This is a genomic window from Streptomyces spectabilis, assembly GCF_008704795.1.
Taxonomy (GTDB): Bacteria; Actinomycetota; Actinomycetes; order Streptomycetales; family Streptomycetaceae; genus Streptomyces; species Streptomyces spectabilis.
The window spans coordinates 3,491,366-3,507,339 of record NZ_CP023690.1 but is presented as its reverse complement, the minus strand read 5'-3'; the positions used below and the strand labels follow the sequence as shown (position 1 = coordinate 3,507,339).

The window sequence follows — 15,974 nt, the reverse complement described above, 5'->3', positions numbered from 1 at the left end:
GCCGAATTCTCCGCCCGGTCGTGGTGCCGCAAGGGTGGCGCCCCCGTTTTTCACTACCGGTGACCAGCCGTCGCGCGCCCCTTCCCGGGGTCCCCTTCCTCGCGCCGGCTTCTCTCCTGCTTCACGCCCGGTCTGGGTCCGGGCTGCCCTCATGTTCGGCAACGATTCCGGAATTTTTAGCTCCGGAACTCTGAGCTAGGGAGTTTTTGTGACCCACACGCATGGTACGACCGCCGGCGGAGCGAAGGCCTCCGGCACCGATGTCGCCACGGCCTTCGAGGAACTGGCGACCGTGTCCCCGGACGCACGCGCCGTGGTCGGCGCCGACAGCACGTTCTTGACGTACGGACAGCTCGACGAGCGGGCCGACCGCCTGGCGCGCGTGCTGCGCGCGCGGGGCGTGGCCCCGGAGTCGGTGGTCGCTGTGGCCCTCGACCGCTCCATCGAGTACGTGGTGACGGTCCTCGCGGTGCTCAAGGCGGGCGGCGCCTATATGCCGCTCGACTCCGCCTACCCCGCGCAGCGGCTCGCGTTCATGCTGGCGGACGCCGCGCCCGTCGTCGTGGTGACCGACGCGGCCACCGCCGCGAAGCTGCCCGACAGCGATCACCCCCGCCTCCTCCTGGACGCCCCGGACACGGCTGCCGCGCTCGCCTCGGCCCCGTCCGGGCCCCCGCCGCGGGCCGGTGACAGGCCCGGCCAACTCGCCCACGTGATCTACACATCCGGCTCCACCGGCACCCCCAAGGGCGTGGCCCTCACCCACCAGGACATCCTGGCGCTCGGCGACGACCCACGCCTCTCGGGCACCGCGCACGCCGCCTTCCTCCTGCACGCCCCGTTGGCCTTCGACGGCTCGACCTTCGAGATGTGGCTGCCCCTGCTGCACGGCGGCAGCGTCGTGGTGGCCCCGCCCGGCGTCCTGGACGGGGACGGGATGGCGAGCCTCGTCGCCCGGCACGGCGTGACCGGTCTCTTCCTGTCCGCGGGCCTGTTCCGGGTGCTGGCCGACGAGCGGCCGGACGCCTTCACCGGGGTGCGCGAGATCTGGAGCGGAGGCGACGTCCTGACCCCGGAAACGGTGCGCCGCGTGCTGCGCGCCTGCCCCGGCCTCACGGTCCACAACGCCTACGGGCCCACCGAGACCACCTGCATGATCAGCAGTCACCCGGTCACCTCGGCCGACGAGGTGGCCGAGTCCGTCCCCATCGGCACACCGCTGACCGGGATGCGCGTCTACGTCCTGGACGCCGGGCTGCGCCCGGTGGCGCCGGGCGTCGCCGGTGAGCTGTACGTGTCCGGGGCGGGCCTGACCCGCGGCTATCTGGGCCGCCCCGGTCTGACCTCCGGGCGGTTCGTGGCCTGCCCCTTCGACGGGCACGGCGCGCGCATGTACCGCACGGGCGACATCGCGGCGTGGAACGAGGACGGCGACCTGGAGTTCCGGGAGCGCGCCGACGACCAGGTGAAGATCCGGGGCTTCCGCATCGAGCCCGGCGAGATCGAGGCCGCCCTGGAGTCCCACCGCCAAGTGGCCCACGCGGTGGTCGTCCCGCGCGAGCTGACCGGTGGCCGGGGCAGGCAACTGGTGGCGTACACCGTGCGCGCCACCGACGAGACGTTCACGGCCGGGCGGGGCGGCGGCACGGGGCACTTCACCCTCGACTCCGGGGACGGGCCCGGGGAGCTGCGGGCCCACCTCGCGCAGCGGCTGCCCGCGTACATGATCCCCGCCGCGTTCGTGGTGCTCGACGAGCTGCCGCTGACGGGCAGCGGCAAGGTGGACCGGGCGAGCCTGCCCGACCCCGAGTTCCACGGCGCGGACTACCAGGCCCCGCGCGACGCCCGCGAGGAGTGCGTCGCCGCGCTCTTCGCCGAGGTCCTCGGCACGGAACGGGTGGGCGTCCACGACGACTTCTTCGTCATCGGCGGCGACAGCATCCAGTCCATCCAGGTCGCGACGCGCGCCCGGGCCAGGGGCCTGGCCGTCAGCGCCCGCGACGTGTTCGAACACCGCACCGTCGCGGCCCTGGCTGAGGCCGTGACCACGGCGGGCACCGCGCCCGTGCTCGACGAACTCGACGGCGGCGGCGTCGGCTTCCTGCCGCACCTGCCCGTCACCCGGTGGGTACGGGGCTGGGGCCCGGGCTTCGGCCGGTTCTCCCAGGCCATGGTCCTCGAACTGCCGCAGGGCATCGACCGTGAGGGCCTCGCGGCGACGCTCGGCGCGGTCGTCGACCACCACGACCTGCTGCGCGCCCGCCTGGTCGAGGCGGGTGACGCGGCGGGCGCCGAAGGCCCCGGCCTGGTGGTCGCGCCCGCGGGCACGGTGGACGCGGACGCGCTGATCCGCCGGGTCGGCTACGCAGGGCCCTGGGACGACGGGGCACAGGGCGAGGCCGCCGAGGCCTGGCGGGAGCTGCTCCTGGCCGAACTGGACGCGGCGGCGGGGCGCTTGGACCCCGCGGGCGGAGTGATGGCGCAGTTCGTGTGGATCGACGCAGGCTCGGGGCGGGCCGGGCGTCTTCTCGCGGTACTGCACCACGTCGTCGTGGACGGCGTCTCGTGGCGGATCCTGATGCCGGACCTGGCCAGGGCCTGGCAGCGGCTGAGCCGGGGCGAGGCCCCCGACCTCGCCCCGGTGGGCACCTCGGTGCGCCGCTGGGCCCACGCCCTGGTGGCGGAGGCCCGGCGCCCGGAGCGGGCCGCCGAGCTTGAGCTGTGGCGCGGGATCGTGACCGGCCCCGACCCGGACCTCGGCGCGCGGCGCCTCGACCCGGCGGTGGACACGGTCGCCACCCAGTCCAAGGTCCGCGTCCGGCTCCCGGCCCACGTCACCGAGACCCTCCTGACGACGCTGCCCGCCGCCTTCCGCGGCGGTGTCAACGACGGCCTCCTGACCGGCCTCGCGATGGCGGTGGCCAAGTGGCGGGCGGCGCGCGGCGTCTCCGAGCCGTCCGCCCTGGTCCGCCTGGAGGGCCACGGCCGCGAGGAGGCGGCCGCTCCCGGCGCCGACCTGTCCCGGACCGTGGGCTGGTTCACCAGCTTCTTCCCGGTCCGCCTGGACGTGTCCGGGGCCGATCTGGAGGAGGCGTTCGCGGGCGGTCCGGCCGCGGGCGCCCTCGTCAAGGCGGTCAAGGAGCAGCTCCTCGCCCTGCCCGACAAGGGCATCGGCTACGGCCTGCTGCGCTGCCTCAACCCCGAGACGGCCGCCGTCCTGGAGCCGTACTCCGTGGGGCAGATCGGCTTCAACTACCTGGGCCGCTTCTCCGCGGACGCCGACATGCCCGCCGAGCTGCGCGGCCTCGGCTTCACCCAGGTCCCCGGCGTGGCCGAGCTGGCCGAGCTGGACGCGGGGCAGGACCCGGCGATGCCCGCCCCGGCCGAGCTGGACATCAACGCCCACGTGACCGACACCTGCGAGGGCCCGGTCCTCGCCGCCCTGTTCACCGCGCCGCGGGGCGTCCTGCCCGCGGCCGACGTACGGGAGCTCGCCGACCTGTGGTGCCGGGCCCTGGAAGGCCTGGCCCGGCATGCGGAGCGGCCGGGCGCGGGCGGCCCGACCCCCTCCGACGTGCCCCTGGTCACGGTCGGCCAGGCCGACATCGACGCCTGGCGGGAGCACTACCCGGGCCTGAGCGACGTCTGGCCGCTGTCGCCGCTCCAGCGGGGCCTGCTGTTCCACTCGACGATGGCGCGCGAGTCGGGGGCCGGCTTCGACGCCTACCTGTGCCAGTACGCGCTGCACCTGTCCGGTCCGGTGGACGCCGAGCGGCTGCGCGCCGCGGCGCAGGCGCTCCTCGACCGCCACCCCGCGCTGCACACCGCGTTCGTGCCGGGGCCCGGCGGCGACCTCGTCCAGCTCGTCGTGGACGGCGTCGAGCTGCCCTGGACGCGCCGGGACCTCGGCGGACTCGACGAGGCGGCGCAGCGGGAGGCCCTTGAGGAGTTCCTGGCGCACGACCTCACCGTGTTCTTCGACCCGGCCGCCCCGCCCATGCTGCGCATGGCCCTGCTCACGCTGGCCCCCGACCGTCACGAACTGGTCCTGACGGCCCATCACGCGCTGCTCGACGGCTGGTCCCTGCCGCTGCTCATGCAGGATCTGCTGCGCCTGTACGCCGCCGACGGGGACGGGGCCGCGCTGCCCCGGGCCCGCGGCTACCGCGACTACCTGGCCTGGCTGGTCCGGCAGGACGCGGCGGCGTCGGCCCGGGTGTGGGAGCGGGAGCTCGCCGGTGTCGAGGAGCCCACGCTGCTGTTCCCCGACGCGGAGCCCGATGCCGCCGGCACCGGCATCGGCCTGTCCGACGTTCCCCTGCCCGCGGCGCGGGCGCGGGAGCTGGCCCGCCGTGCCACCGAGCTGGGTGTCACCCTCAACACCCTGGTGCAGGGCGCCTGGGGCGTCCTCGTCGGGTGCCTGACGGGCCGCCAGGACGTGGTCTTCGCGGCCCCCGCGTCGGGGCGGCCACCGGCGCTCCCCGGGGTGGAGTCGATCGTCGGGCTCTTCCTCAACGCCCCGCCGGTACGCGTCCGGTATGCGCCCGGCGACACCGTGGCCCAGGTGCTCAGGAACCTCCAGCAGCGGCAGGCCGGGCTGCTCGACCACCATCACCACAGCCTTGCCGACATCCAGCGCGGCACCGGGCTCCCGACGCTGTTCGACACGGCCCTGGCCTTCGAGTCCTTCCCCATGGACCGTGCGGCCGTCGCCGGGGCGAGCGCGGCCGCCGGGTTCACCGTGACCGGTCTGCGCGCGTTCACCGCCAGCCACTATCCGGTGACGGTGGTCGTCTACCCCGACGGCCCGCACCTGCGCGTCACCGTGCACTACCAGCGCCACGTCCTCGACCAGGCCGCGGCCGACGAGCTGGCCGCCCGGTTCGCGTACGTGCTCGGCCGGTTCGCCGGGGACCCGCACGTGCGGGTGAGCGAGATCGGTGCGCTCGGTGCCACGGAACGGGCGCGTGTCCTGCGGGCGTTCAACGACACCGCCCGCGAGCGGCCCGACGAGACCGTCACGCAAGCGTTCGCCCGGCGCGTCGCCGCGACGCCCGACGCCACGGCGCTCACCGACGCCGACGGCACCACCCTGACGTACCGGCAGCTCGACGCCCGAGCCAATCGTCTCGCCCGGCTGCTGCGCGAGCGCGGCGTGGGCCAGGACACGGTCGTCGCCGTGTCCCTGCCCCGCTCCGCCGATTACGTGGTCTCCGTCCTCGCGGCCCTCAAGGCGGGCGGCGCTTATCTGCCGCTCGACCCGGGGTATCCCGCCGCGCGCCTGGAGTTCATGCTGCGCGACGCCGCGCCCGCCGCGCTGGTGACCGACGTGCGGACGGCGGCCGCGCTGCCCGCGGCCGACTGCCCCCGCCTGGTCCTGGGCGACCCCGGCACGGTGGCGGCGCTCGCGGCCGCCGGGGACGGGGCGCTGCCGCCGTCCTGGCACGGGCACCCGGACCGCCTCGCCTACGTCATCTACACCTCCGGTTCGACCGGTACGCCCAAGGGGGTCAGCGTCACGCACCGCGCCGTGACCACGCTCGCCGCGGACCGCTGCTACGAGGGCGACGCGCACGAGCGGGTCCTGATGCAGTCGGCGCAGGCCTTCGACGCCGCCACCTACGAACTGTGGGTGCCCCTGCTCAACGGCGGGGCCATCGTCGTCGCCCCGCCCGGACGTCTCGACGTCGCCACCCTCGCCGCGATCGTGGAGGAGCACCGGCCGACCGGGGCGCTGTTCGCGACGGGCCTGTTCCGGGTGGTGGCCGACGAGCAGCCCGAGGTCTTCGCGGGCTTCCGCGAGGTGTGGTCGGGCGGGGACGTGCTGCCCCCGGCCACGGCGGAGCGGGTCCTCGCCGCCTGCCCCGGCACCAAGGTCGTCAACCTCTACGGCCCCACCGAGACGACCGTGGGCGTCACCACCCACCGCATGGCGGGGCCCGAGGAGGTCGGCGCGGTGGTGCCCATCGGCCGTCCCATGGACAACACACGGCTCTACGTCCTCGACGGGGCGCTGCGGCCGGTGCCGCCCGGGACGCCCGGCGAGCTGTACGTCGCCGGGGACCACCTGGCCCGGGGCTACCACGGCCGGTACGCCCTGACCGCCGAGCGGTTCCCGGCCGATCCGTTCGGCGCGGCCGGTGAGCGCATGTACCGCACGGGTGACGTGGTCGTCTGGACGCCCGAGGGCCGCCTTGAGTTCCGGGCCCGCGCCGACGCCCAGGTCAAGATCCGCGGCTTCCGCATCGAGCCGGGCGAGGTGCAGGCCGTCCTGGAGCGGCACGAGGGGGTGTCCCAGGCGGTGGTCGTGCCCCGCGATGACGCGTCGGGGCAGGGCAAACGCCTCGTGGCGTACGTGGTCCCGGAGCGGCTCGGCGGCTCCGGCGCGGCCCCTTCGGTTCCGGGGCTGCGTGCCTTCGTGTCGGAGCGGCTGCCCGAGCACATGGTCCCGGCCGTCTTCATGCTCCTCGACGCGCTGCCGCTGACCAGCAACGGCAAGTTCGACGTGGGCGCGCTGCCCGCGCCCGAGGTCGGTGCGGCCGCCTATGTCCCGCCGTCCACCCCGCAGCAGCGGAAGTTGTGCGGGCTGATCGAGGAGGTGCTCTCCGTCGAGCGGGTCGGGATGAGCGACAACTTCTTCGAGCTGGGCGGCGACTCCCTGTTCGCGACGCAGCTCACCAGCAGGATCAGCAAGGAGATGGGGGTGCGGGTGCCCATCCGGGCCGTGTTCGAGTCCGGCGACATCGCCGGGCTCGCGCGCACGGTGGCCGCGGCGCCGGTGGACGCCGCGCCCAGGCTGCGCCGCTTCAGCGAGGCCGCGCCGTCGTGACCTGCGGCTCCGCTGGGGCTGGTCGCGCAGTTCCCCGCGCCCCTTTGGGGGTGCCCCCTAGCGGGCTACCTCGCGGATGAAGGCCCTCCAGGCGGCCGCGCCTATCACCAGGGCGCGGCCGCCCTGGACTTTGCTGTCCCGGACCGGCACCACCCCATCCACACCGGTGGCGACTTCGACGCAGTTCTCACCGCCGTCGCCGCTGCTGTAGCTGCTCTTGTGCCACTGGGCGGTGCTCAGGTCGGCCTCGCGCATCGTCTGTGGTCCTCCGCCGCCGTCCGGATCAGGGCCAGGGACGCCTCCGGCGACAACGCGGCGGCCCTGAGTAGATCGTAGGAGCCCTGTACACGCTTCACCACCGCTGGTTCGTCCAGCAGATTGCCCGAATGCACGCCTTCCGTATAGACAGTTGGCGGCGCGTCCTCGAAGTCCATCAGCTTCATCATCTTGCCCATCCTTGGATGGGCCCCAGCTACGAACGGGAGTACCTGTACCAACACCTTGTGCTCCCGCACCATCGCCGCGAGGCGGTCCAACTGCGCAGCCATGGTGGCCGCGCCGCCAACCGGCACCCGTAGGGCGGTCTCGTGCAGAATCGCCCAGTACACCGGGCGTGTAGCGTCCTTCAGGATCAGGGCCCGGTCCATGCGAGCCCTGATCTGCTCCTCGATGTACTCCTCTGCGGCGAACGGATTGCTTGCCACGTAGAGCGCTCGTGCGTACTCGGGGGTCTGGAGGAGGCCAGGAACCAGCGCTGGCTCGAACTCGCAGATCTTTGTGGCCAGCCGCTCCAGCTCCGCGACGTGGGCGAAGTACTCCTCGTACGGTTGATCCTGAATGAGCTTGCGCCACAGCCGGTCGAAAAAACCATCGGTTTGCAGGACGTCATCGATCCGCTGGGCCACATCCAACTGCGGCTTGCGAATGGCCTGTTCGAATTGGCCGATGTAGCCGCCGGACACAAAAACGCGGGCCCCCAAGTCCACTTGGGTGAGGCCCGCGTTCTCGCGCCGTCGCTTTAACTCCGTTCCGAAGAACTCCCAGGCCGCCTGGCGTGACCCATGGGCACCTTTGGCCATGGATAACTCCCCTCCTCTGCGCCGACGTTGTAGAGCACAGACTCCTGCCAACTCTAGACGCACTGCGTCACCGTGGAGACACGAAGCGTGAAATTCGACGGCTAAGGGGAGCCACGTGACGGCGAATGGCGCCGCCGGCGAGTCGCACTCGGCGGCATGTGTGGAAGAGGCGGAGGACACGGTGAAAGAATTGCGCGCTGCCCTGGAGAGGGCGGGAATTTCGTTGCCGTCGCTGCGGGTGGACCCGGCGACCTTCGCGCGGCTTCCGGCCGAGGGGGCGCACCCATGAGGCTCCCCATCGGGACGTACGCGGTGGACACCCGGTCCGGCAGGGTCGGCAGGGTGATGGGCCACGAGGGGCCGTACGTACAGCTGCGCCCGTACGGAGGCGGGCGGGAGTGGGACTGCGCCCCGGAGAAACTGCGGACGGCGACGTCGGCGGAGCGCCTGCGCGCGGCGACGGCGTACGCGAACGCACGCAGCCGGGGGGAGGTGCCTTGAGGCAGGGCCCCGCCGTCAGCCGGACCAGGTGATGTGGCAGACGTAGACACACTCGTGGCGGGGGACGGCGAGGAAGCTGATGAAGCCGCGCCCGGCGAGGAAGTCGAACTCGCGAAGGCCGCCTTCGCGGTCGACCGGCCTGCCGACCCGCACGCTGTCCGGGCCGAGGGCGGCGAGCTCGGTGGCCAGGCGTTCGACTTCGGCGACCACGCCGGGCGGCAGCCCTTCGGTGAGGTACTCCTCGCTCGGGTTCCAGTCCCAGGTCCGGTCGCTCACCGGAGTCCGGCCTCGGCTTCCGCGGCTTCCCAGATCTCGCGGATCTCCGTCACGGCGTTCATGGGGTCGCCTTCGCCGGTGCTGACGAAGCGCTCAAGCTCTCGCAGCCGGGCGGCGCGTTGCGGGTGCCGCTCGATTGCCACGAAGACGGCCCAGGAGTGGATGAACGAGCGCAGCGGGGCGAGGCTCTGGACCTGCTGCGCGTTCGTCGTCGCCTCGAAGAGGTGCTGGGTGAGCGCGGGAACCCGGCTGGGCGCGATCTTGGCCACGGCGGCGCGCAGCGCGTCGGGGGTCAGCTCGGGCATCGGGATCAGCGGGCCGTAGGGGCCGTCGGGCTGCGCGCTCATGAAGCCTCCGGTCTGCGGGACTGGTCCTCGTACGCTACCGGGTGGCAGGCGGAGGTACGCGGCGAAGCAGGGGGGGGCGACGGCCCCGGGCCGTCGGGGCCGTGGGGTGCGGGACAATGGGCCCATGAGCCTGTTCCGTGACGACGGTGTCGTGCTGCGCACCCAGAAGCTGGGTGAGGCGGACCGCATCATCACGCTGCTCACGCGCGGGCACGGACGCGTGCGGGCCGTGGCCCGGGGCGTGCGCAGGACGAAGTCGAAGTTCGGGGCGCGCCTGGAGCCGTTCTCGCACGTGGACGTGCAGTTCTTCGCGCGGGGCAGCGAGCTGATCGGGCGCGGCCTGCCGCTGTGCACACAGAGCGAGCTGATCGCTCCGTACGGTGGCGGCATCGTGGCCGACTACGCCCGGTACACCGCGGGCACGGCCATGCTGGAGACGGCGGAGCGGTTCACCGACCACGAGGGCGAGCCCGCGGTGCAGCAGTATCTGCTGCTGGTCGGCGGCTTGCGGACGCTCGCGCGCGGCGAGCACGAGCCGCACCTCGTCCTCGACGCCTTCCTGCTGCGCTCCCTCGCCGTGAACGGCTACGCGCCCAGCTTCACCGACTGTGCCAAATGCGGCATGCCGGGCCCCAACCGCTTCTTCTCGGTCGCCGCGGGCGGCTCGATTTGCGTGGACTGCCGGGTGCCGGGCAGCGTCGTACCGTCGGCGGAGACCCTCGCGCACCTCGCGGCGCTCCTGACGGGAGACTGGCGGACGGCGGACGCCTGCGAGGCCCGGCACGCGCGCGAGGGCAGCGGACTCGTATCGGCTTATCTGCACTGGCACTTGGAGCGCGGCCTGCGCTCGCTGCGGTACGTCGAGAAGTAGCAGGCGTAGCGGAGCGGCGCGCGGACCGCGCGGATCGCGAAGAACTGGGAGTAGGTCCTTATGGCACGACGCGGAATCCTCGGACGGTCCCGCCGTGAGTACACGTCGCCCGAGCCCCACCCCTCGGGCGCGCGGCCGCCGAAGATCCCCGGCGAGCTCGTCCCGCGGCACGTCGCCGTCGTCATGGACGGCAACGGCCGGTGGGCCAAGGAGCGCGGCCTGCCGCGCACCGAGGGGCACAAGGTCGGCGCCGAGCGCGTCCTGGACGTCCTCCAGGGCGCGATCGAGATGGGCGTCGGGAGCATCTCCCTGTACGCGTTCTCGACGGAGAACTGGAAGCGGTCGCCCGACGAGGTGCGCTTCCTCATGAACTTCAACCGGGACTTCATCCGCAAGAGCCGCGACCAGCTCGACGAACTCGGCGTGCGCGTGCGCTGGGTGGGCCGCATGCCCAAGCTGTGGAAGTCCGTGGCCAACGAGCTCCTGGTGGCCCAGGAGCAGACCAAGGACAACGACAGGCTGACGCTGTACTTCTGCATGAACTACGGCGGCCGCGCCGAGATCGCCGACGCCGCGAAGGCCCTCGCGGAGGACGTGCGCGCCGGGCGGCTCGACCCGTCCAAGGTCAGCGAGAAGACCCTCGCGAAGTACCTGTACTACCCGGACATGCCGGACGTGGACCTGTTCCTGCGCCCGAGCGGCGAGCAGCGCACCTCCAACTACCTGATCTGGCAGAGCGCGTACGCCGAGATGGTCTTCCAGGACGTCCTGTGGCCGGACTTCGACCGGCGCGACCTGTGGCGGGCGTGCCTGGAGTACGCCTCGCGCGACCGCCGCTTCGGCGGCGCGATCCCGAACGAGGACCAGCTCAAGAAGAGCTAGGCGCCCCACGGCAAAGGGCCCGCACCGTCAGCGACGGTGCGGGCCCTCCTGCGTACCGCTACTTCTTGGCGCACTCCGCACAGGTGCCGAAGATCTCGACCGTGTGCGCCACGTTCACATACCCGTGCTCCGCGGCGATGGCCTCCGCCCACTTCTCCACCGCCGGGCCCTCGACCTCCACGGCCTTGCCGCACATGCGGCACACCAGGTGGTGGTGGTGCTCGCCGGTCGAGCAGCGGCGGTAGACCGACTCGCCGTCGTTCGTCCGCAGGACGTCCACCTCGCCCGCGTCCGCGAGGGACTGGAGCGTGCGGTAGACCGTCGTCAGGCCGACCGAGTCGCCGCGGTGCTTGAGCATGTCGTGGAGCTCCTGCGCGCTGCGGAACTCGTCCACCTCGTCGAGAGCCGCTGCCACCGCGGCTCGTTGCCGTGTGGCCCGGCCTCGCACGGGGGGTCCCGCCGTCGTCACAGATGCCTCCTCAGCGCTCTTCCGCACAGCTGTCACAGGTCGTCTCTCGCCCCGCCATTGTGCCAGGTCGATACACGGCCGTGACCAGAGTGCTCTCGGACAGTGATCCGGCGCGGTCTGGACCACGCCTCTTCGATCACTGCCCCGCCGAGGGCCGCCTCAGACCTTGATCCCGTCCGCGGTGCCTCGCGCGCCCGGCACGTCCGCCGTGCACGCCGCGTCGCCCCTGGCCTGGGACCGCGCTCTCCGGCGGGCGAGCGGTGCGGCCAGGATCGTCAGGGCGATGAACACCCCGATCGTCAGGAGCACGATCGTCGCTCCGGGCGGCACGTCCTGGTAGTACGAGGTGACGGTGCCGCCGATGGTCACGGAGACGCCGATCGCCACCGCGATCGCGAACGTCGCCGCGAAGCTCCGGGTGAGCTGCTGCGCCGCCGCCACCGGGACCACCATCAGGGCCGACACGAGGAGCAGGCCCACCACGCGCATGGCCACGGTGACGGTGACCGCCGCGGTGACCGCGACGAGGAGGTTGAGCACCCGCACCGGCAGGCCCGTGACCCGCGCGAACTCCTCGTCCTGGCTCACCGCGAACAGCTGGCGGCGCAGGCCGACGGTGACGAGCACCACGAACGCGGCGAGCAGACAGATCGCCGTCACGTCGTCCTCGGAGACGGTGGAGAGCGAGCCGAACAGATACGAGCTGAGGTTCGCGTTCGAACCGCCCGGCGCGAGGTTGATGAACATCACGCCGCCCGCCATGCCGCCGTAGAACAGCATCGCGAGCGCGATGTCGCCGCGCGTGCGGCCGTACCAGCGGATCAGCTCCATGACCACGGCGCCGACGACGGCGACGGCCGTCGCCATCCACACCGGGGACGTGGACAGCAGGAAGCCGAGGCCGACGCCCGTCATCGCCACATGGCCGATTCCGTCGCCCATCAGGGCCTGGCGGCGCTGCACCAGATAGATGCCGACGGCCGGGGCGGTGATGCCGACGAGGACGGCCGCGAGCAGCGCCCGCTGCATGAACGCGTAGTTCAGGATTTCCATCGCCGGGTCCTCAGGTCAGCAGGCCGGTGCGGACGGGGGCCGCGTCGGCGTCGTGCGGATGTACGTGGTCGTGGCCGGGCAGCGCGTGCTGGCCCACGGCCTTCGGCGGCGGCCCGTCGTGCAGCACGCAGCCGTCGCGCAGCACCACCGCGCGGTCGATCAGCGGCTCCAAGGGGCCCAGCTCGTGCAGCACGAGCAGGACGGACGTGCCGCGCTCCACCTGGCGGCGCAGGGTGGCGGCCAGGACCTCCTGGCTCGCGAGGTCCACGCCCGCCATCGGCTCGTCCATGATCAGCAGATCGGGCTCGGACACCAGGGCGCGGGCGATGAGCACCCGCTGGTGCTGGCCGCCGGAGAGGGCGTTCACGGAGTCCTTCGCCCGGTCCGCCATGCCGACCTGCTCCAGGGCGTCCCGCACGGCGTCCCGGTCGGACCTGCGCAGCACGCCGAAGCGGGCGCGCGAGAGCCGGCCCGACGCCACCACCTCGGTGATCGTGGCGGGCACGCCGCCCGCGGCCGTGGTGCGCTGCGGTACGTAGCCCACGCGGGCCCAGTCGCGGAAGCGGCGGCGCGGCGTACCGAAGATCTCGATCTCGCCGCCCGTCACCGGCACCTGGCCGATGACCGTGCGCACCGCGGTGGACTTGCCCGAGCCGTTCGCGCCGAGCAGCGCGACGACCTCGCCGGCGCCGACCGTGAGGTCGATGCCGCGCAGGACCGGGCGCGCGCCGAGCTCGGCGGTCACCCGGCGCAGGGATATGACGGGCTCACCACTCCTGGCTTCGTCCATGTCGTGCCCCTTTCCGGAGGGCGTCCGCCCTCGGCCGGTGGTCACTTGGCGCCGAGCGCCGTGCGCAGGGACTTCAGGTTCGACCGCATCACCTGGACGTAGTCGTCACCCCGGGACTTCTCCGTGATGCCCTCGATCGGGTCGAGTACGTCCGTCTTCAGCTTCGCGTCGTCCGCGAGGGTCCTGGCGGTCTTGTCGCTCACGAGCGTCTCGTAGAACACCGTCGTCACGCCGTCGGCCTTCGCCATCTTCTGGAGCTCACGGACGCGGTTCGCGCTCGGCTCGCCCTCCGGGTCGAGCCCGGTGATGGCCTCCTCGGTGAGGCCGTAGCGCTCGGCGAGGTAGCCGAAGGCCGCGTGGGTGGTGATGAAGACCTTGGACTTGGTGTCCTTCAGGCCGTTCTCGAACTCCGTGTCGAGGCCCTTGAGCTTCTTCACCAGGGCCTCGGTGTTCTTCTCGTACGTGGCCCTGTGCTTAGGGTCGGCCTTCGCGAAAGCCTTGCCGACGCCCTCGGCGACCTCGGCGTACCTGACCGGATCCAGCCAGATATGGGGGTCCTTGCCGCCGTGGTCGTGCCCGTGGTCGTGGCCCTCGTGCCCGCCGTGCTCGTCCTCGGCGTGCTCGTCGTGCTCCTCGGCGTGGCCGCCCACCTCGGTGCCGTGCTTCTCCAGGCTCGTGAGGGACGCCGCGTCGATCTTCGTCTTGATGCCGGACTGGCTGATCGCCTCGTCCACGTTCGGCTGGAGGCCCTTGAGGTAGAGGGCCGCGTCGGACTCCTCCAGCTGGGCGCGCTGCTTGGCGCTGATCTCCAGGTCGTGCGGCTCCTGGCCGGGCTCGGTGAGGCCGGTGACCTCGACGTGCTTCCCGCCGATCCGCTCCGCGAGGTACTGCATGGGGTAGAACGACGCCACCACGTCGAGCTTGCCCTTGTTGTTCGTGGCCGCGGCGTCGTCGGAGGCGCACGCCGAGAGGGTGGCGAGGCCGAGGACCGCCGTGGCGGCGAGGGCGGTGCGGGGTATGAGGTGGCGTCGTACGTTCATGACAGTCATTTTCAACAATTATGGAAACGATTGTCAACAAACGGCCCCCTCCTGTGCCCGGCCTCACGCGGAGCGCCCCTGGTCCCGGCCCACCCACCCCCGCACCGGACGACGGCGGACGGCCGCCAGGTCGGGGCCCGGCCGGGGCACCGGGGTGGGAACGGGTGGGCGGGTGGGAGAGAACCCGCCGCGGCAGCGGCGGGCACGCGAAGGGCGGCGGGCGGCCGCTCGGGGAATGGGGCGAAGGCGGAGGAGATGGGGCGGGTGGGCGGGAGGGAACCGGCCGGGGGGCGAACCGATTTGATCCGGGGGGTGCGGGCGCCGGTAACCTGAGGCATTCGCTCCTGGAGCCGCCCCGGCAGGGGCACCGCTTCGTCGTCGTCGTAATGAAGAGAGCACCGTGGCCGCCGACAAGATCGACACCATCGTCAGCCTGAGCAAGCGCCGAGGCTTCGTCTTCCCCTGCAGCGAGATCTACGGCGGCCAGCGCGCCGCCTGGGACTACGGACCGCTGGGCGTCGAGCTGAAGGAGAACATCAAGCGCCAGTGGTGGCGCTACATGGTCACCTCGCGTGAAGACGTCGTCGGCATCGACTCGTCCGTGATCCTGGCCACCGAGGTCTGGCAGGCCTCCGGCCACGTCGCCACCTTCACGGACCCGCTGACCGAGTGCACCTCCTGTCACAAGCGCTACCGCGCCGACCACCTGGAGGAGGCGTACGAGGAGAAGAAGGGCCGCGCGCCCGAGAGCCTCGCGGACATCAACTGCCCGAACTGCGGTACCAAGGGCCAGTTCACCGAGCCCAAGCAGTTCTCCGGCCTCCTCTCCACGCACCTCGGCCCGACCCAGGACTCCGGCTCGGTCGCCTATCTGCGCCCCGAGACCGCGCAGGGCATCTTCACCAACTTCTCCCAGGTGCAGACGACGTCGCGGCGCAAGCCGCCGTTCGGCATCGCCCAGATGGGCAAGTCCTTCCGCAACGAGATCACGCCCGGCAACTTCATCTTCCGCACCCGCGAGTTCGAGCAGATGGAGATGGAGTTCTTCGTCAAGCCGGGCGAGGACGAGAAGTGGCAGGAGTACTGGATGGAGCAGCGCTGGAACTGGTACACCGGTCTCGGCCTGCGCGAGGAGAACATGCGGTGGTTCGAGCACCCGAAGGAGAAGCTCTCCCACTACTCCAAGCGCACCGCTGACATCGAGTACCGCTTCCAGTTCGGCGGCAGCGAGTGGGGCGAGCTGGAGGGCGTCGCCAACCGCACCGACTACGACCTGTCCGCGCACGCCAAGGCCTCCGGCCAGGACCTGTCGTACTTCGACCAGGAGGCCGGCGAGCGCTGGACTCCGTACGTCATCGAGCCCGCCGCCGGTGTCGGCCGCACCATGCTGGCCTTCCTGCTCGACTCGTACGTCGAGGACGAGGCGCCCAACGCCAAGGGCAAGCTGGAGAAGCGCACGGTCATGCGCTTCGACCCGCGCATCGCCCCGGTGAAGGCCGCGGTCCTGCCGCTGTCCCGCAACCCGGAGCTGTCGCCGAAGGCCAAGGGCCTCGCCGCCGCGCTCCGGCAGAACTGGAACATCGAGTTCGACGACGCGGGCGCCATCGGCCGCCGCTACCGCCGCCAGGACGAGATCGGCACGCCGTTCTGCGTCACCGTCGACTTCGACACCCTCGAGGACAACGCGGTGACCGTGCGCGAGCGCGACACCATGAAGCAGGAGCGCGTCTCCCTCGACCAGATCGAGGGCTACCTCGCCACGCGTCTCGTCGGCTGCTGACGCGACCGAGATCTGCCACCGAGCCCCCGGTTCCAGGAACGGAACCGGGGGCTCCGG

Annotated in this window: 13 protein-coding genes; 5 read left to right on the top strand and 8 right to left on the bottom strand. The window is 72.2% G+C overall.

Features of this window, described 5'->3' with window-relative positions; translation table 11 throughout:
• The first annotated feature begins 208 nt into the window (after positions 1-208).
• Positions 209-6,829, top strand: a complete 6,621-nt coding sequence (locus CP982_RS15220) for a non-ribosomal peptide synthetase (protein ID WP_150511038.1) — start codon at positions 209-211, stop codon at positions 6,827-6,829.
• Positions 6,830-6,886: 57 nt separating this feature from the next.
• Here the strand turns inward: CP982_RS15220 and CP982_RS15215 are convergent, their stop codons facing one another.
• Complete coding sequence (locus CP982_RS15215; RefSeq protein WP_150511037.1) at positions 6,887-7,084, bottom strand: DUF397 domain-containing protein; 198 nt, start codon at positions 7,082-7,084, stop codon at positions 6,887-6,889.
• Positions 7,066-7,908, bottom strand: coding sequence for a helix-turn-helix domain-containing protein (locus CP982_RS15210; protein WP_150511036.1), 843 nt, complete (start codon positions 7,906-7,908; stop codon positions 7,066-7,068). Before CP982_RS15210 ends, CP982_RS15215 begins: the two co-directional genes overlap by 19 nt.
• A 285-nt stretch (positions 7,909-8,193) precedes the next feature.
• Between CP982_RS15210 and CP982_RS15205 the strand changes: the two genes are divergently transcribed.
• Positions 8,194-8,409, top strand: a complete 216-nt coding sequence (locus CP982_RS15205) for a hypothetical protein (protein WP_144003360.1) — start codon at positions 8,194-8,196, stop codon at positions 8,407-8,409.
• A 15-nt stretch (positions 8,410-8,424) separates the two neighbouring features.
• On the opposite strand, the gene CP982_RS15200 is transcribed toward CP982_RS15205, so the two are convergent.
• Both CP982_RS15200 and CP982_RS15195 read right to left on the bottom strand, forming a co-directional pair.
• Positions 8,425-8,685: a hypothetical protein gene (locus tag CP982_RS15200; protein ID WP_150511035.1), complete on the bottom strand. Its 261-nt coding sequence runs from the start codon at positions 8,683-8,685 to the stop codon at positions 8,425-8,427.
• Positions 8,682-9,032 (bottom strand): hypothetical protein, encoded by a 351-nt coding sequence (locus tag CP982_RS15195; protein ID WP_150511034.1) that lies wholly within the window; start codon positions 9,030-9,032, stop codon positions 8,682-8,684. Before CP982_RS15195 ends, CP982_RS15200 begins: the two co-directional genes overlap by 4 nt.
• Positions 9,033-9,156: 124 nt before the next feature.
• Here CP982_RS15195 and recO point away from each other — a divergent pair, with 124 nt between their 5' ends.
• Together recO and CP982_RS15185 are read left to right on the top strand one after the other, a co-directional pair.
• Complete coding sequence (recO, locus tag CP982_RS15190) at positions 9,157-9,903, top strand: DNA repair protein RecO (RefSeq protein WP_144003359.1); 747 nt, start codon at positions 9,157-9,159, stop codon at positions 9,901-9,903.
• A gap of 60 nt (positions 9,904-9,963) precedes the next feature.
• A complete protein-coding gene (locus tag CP982_RS15185; protein WP_150511033.1) occupies positions 9,964-10,785 on the top strand; it encodes an isoprenyl transferase in 822 nt (273 codons plus the stop codon).
• 58 nt (positions 10,786-10,843) lie between these two features.
• Here the strand turns inward: CP982_RS15185 and CP982_RS15180 are convergent, their stop codons facing one another.
• The 4 genes from CP982_RS15180 to CP982_RS15165 all read right to left on the bottom strand — a co-directional run bounded on the left by CP982_RS15180 (position 10,844) and on the right by CP982_RS15165 (position 14,137).
• A complete protein-coding gene (locus tag CP982_RS15180) occupies positions 10,844-11,254 on the bottom strand; it encodes a Fur family transcriptional regulator (RefSeq protein WP_150511032.1) in 411 nt (136 codons plus the stop codon).
• A 159-nt stretch (positions 11,255-11,413) separates the two neighbouring features.
• Positions 11,414-12,307, bottom strand: a complete 894-nt coding sequence (locus CP982_RS15175; protein ID WP_150511031.1) for a metal ABC transporter permease — start codon at positions 12,305-12,307, stop codon at positions 11,414-11,416.
• A gap of 10 nt (positions 12,308-12,317) precedes the next feature.
• A complete protein-coding gene (locus CP982_RS15170) occupies positions 12,318-13,097 on the bottom strand; it encodes a metal ABC transporter ATP-binding protein (RefSeq protein WP_150511030.1) in 780 nt (259 codons plus the stop codon).
• A 41-nt stretch (positions 13,098-13,138) separates the two neighbouring features.
• Positions 13,139-14,137 carry a metal ABC transporter substrate-binding protein gene (locus CP982_RS15165; RefSeq protein ID WP_150511029.1) on the bottom strand — a complete coding sequence of 333 codons (999 nt, stop codon included), beginning with the start codon at positions 14,135-14,137 and terminating at the stop codon, positions 13,139-13,141.
• A 400-nt stretch (positions 14,138-14,537) separates the two neighbouring features.
• Here CP982_RS15165 and CP982_RS15160 point away from each other — a divergent pair, with 400 nt between their 5' ends.
• Entirely contained in the window at positions 14,538-15,917 is a 1,380-nt protein-coding gene (locus CP982_RS15160; RefSeq protein ID WP_144003353.1) for a glycine--tRNA ligase, read from the top strand.
• The last annotated feature ends 57 nt before the right edge of the window (positions 15,918-15,974 follow it).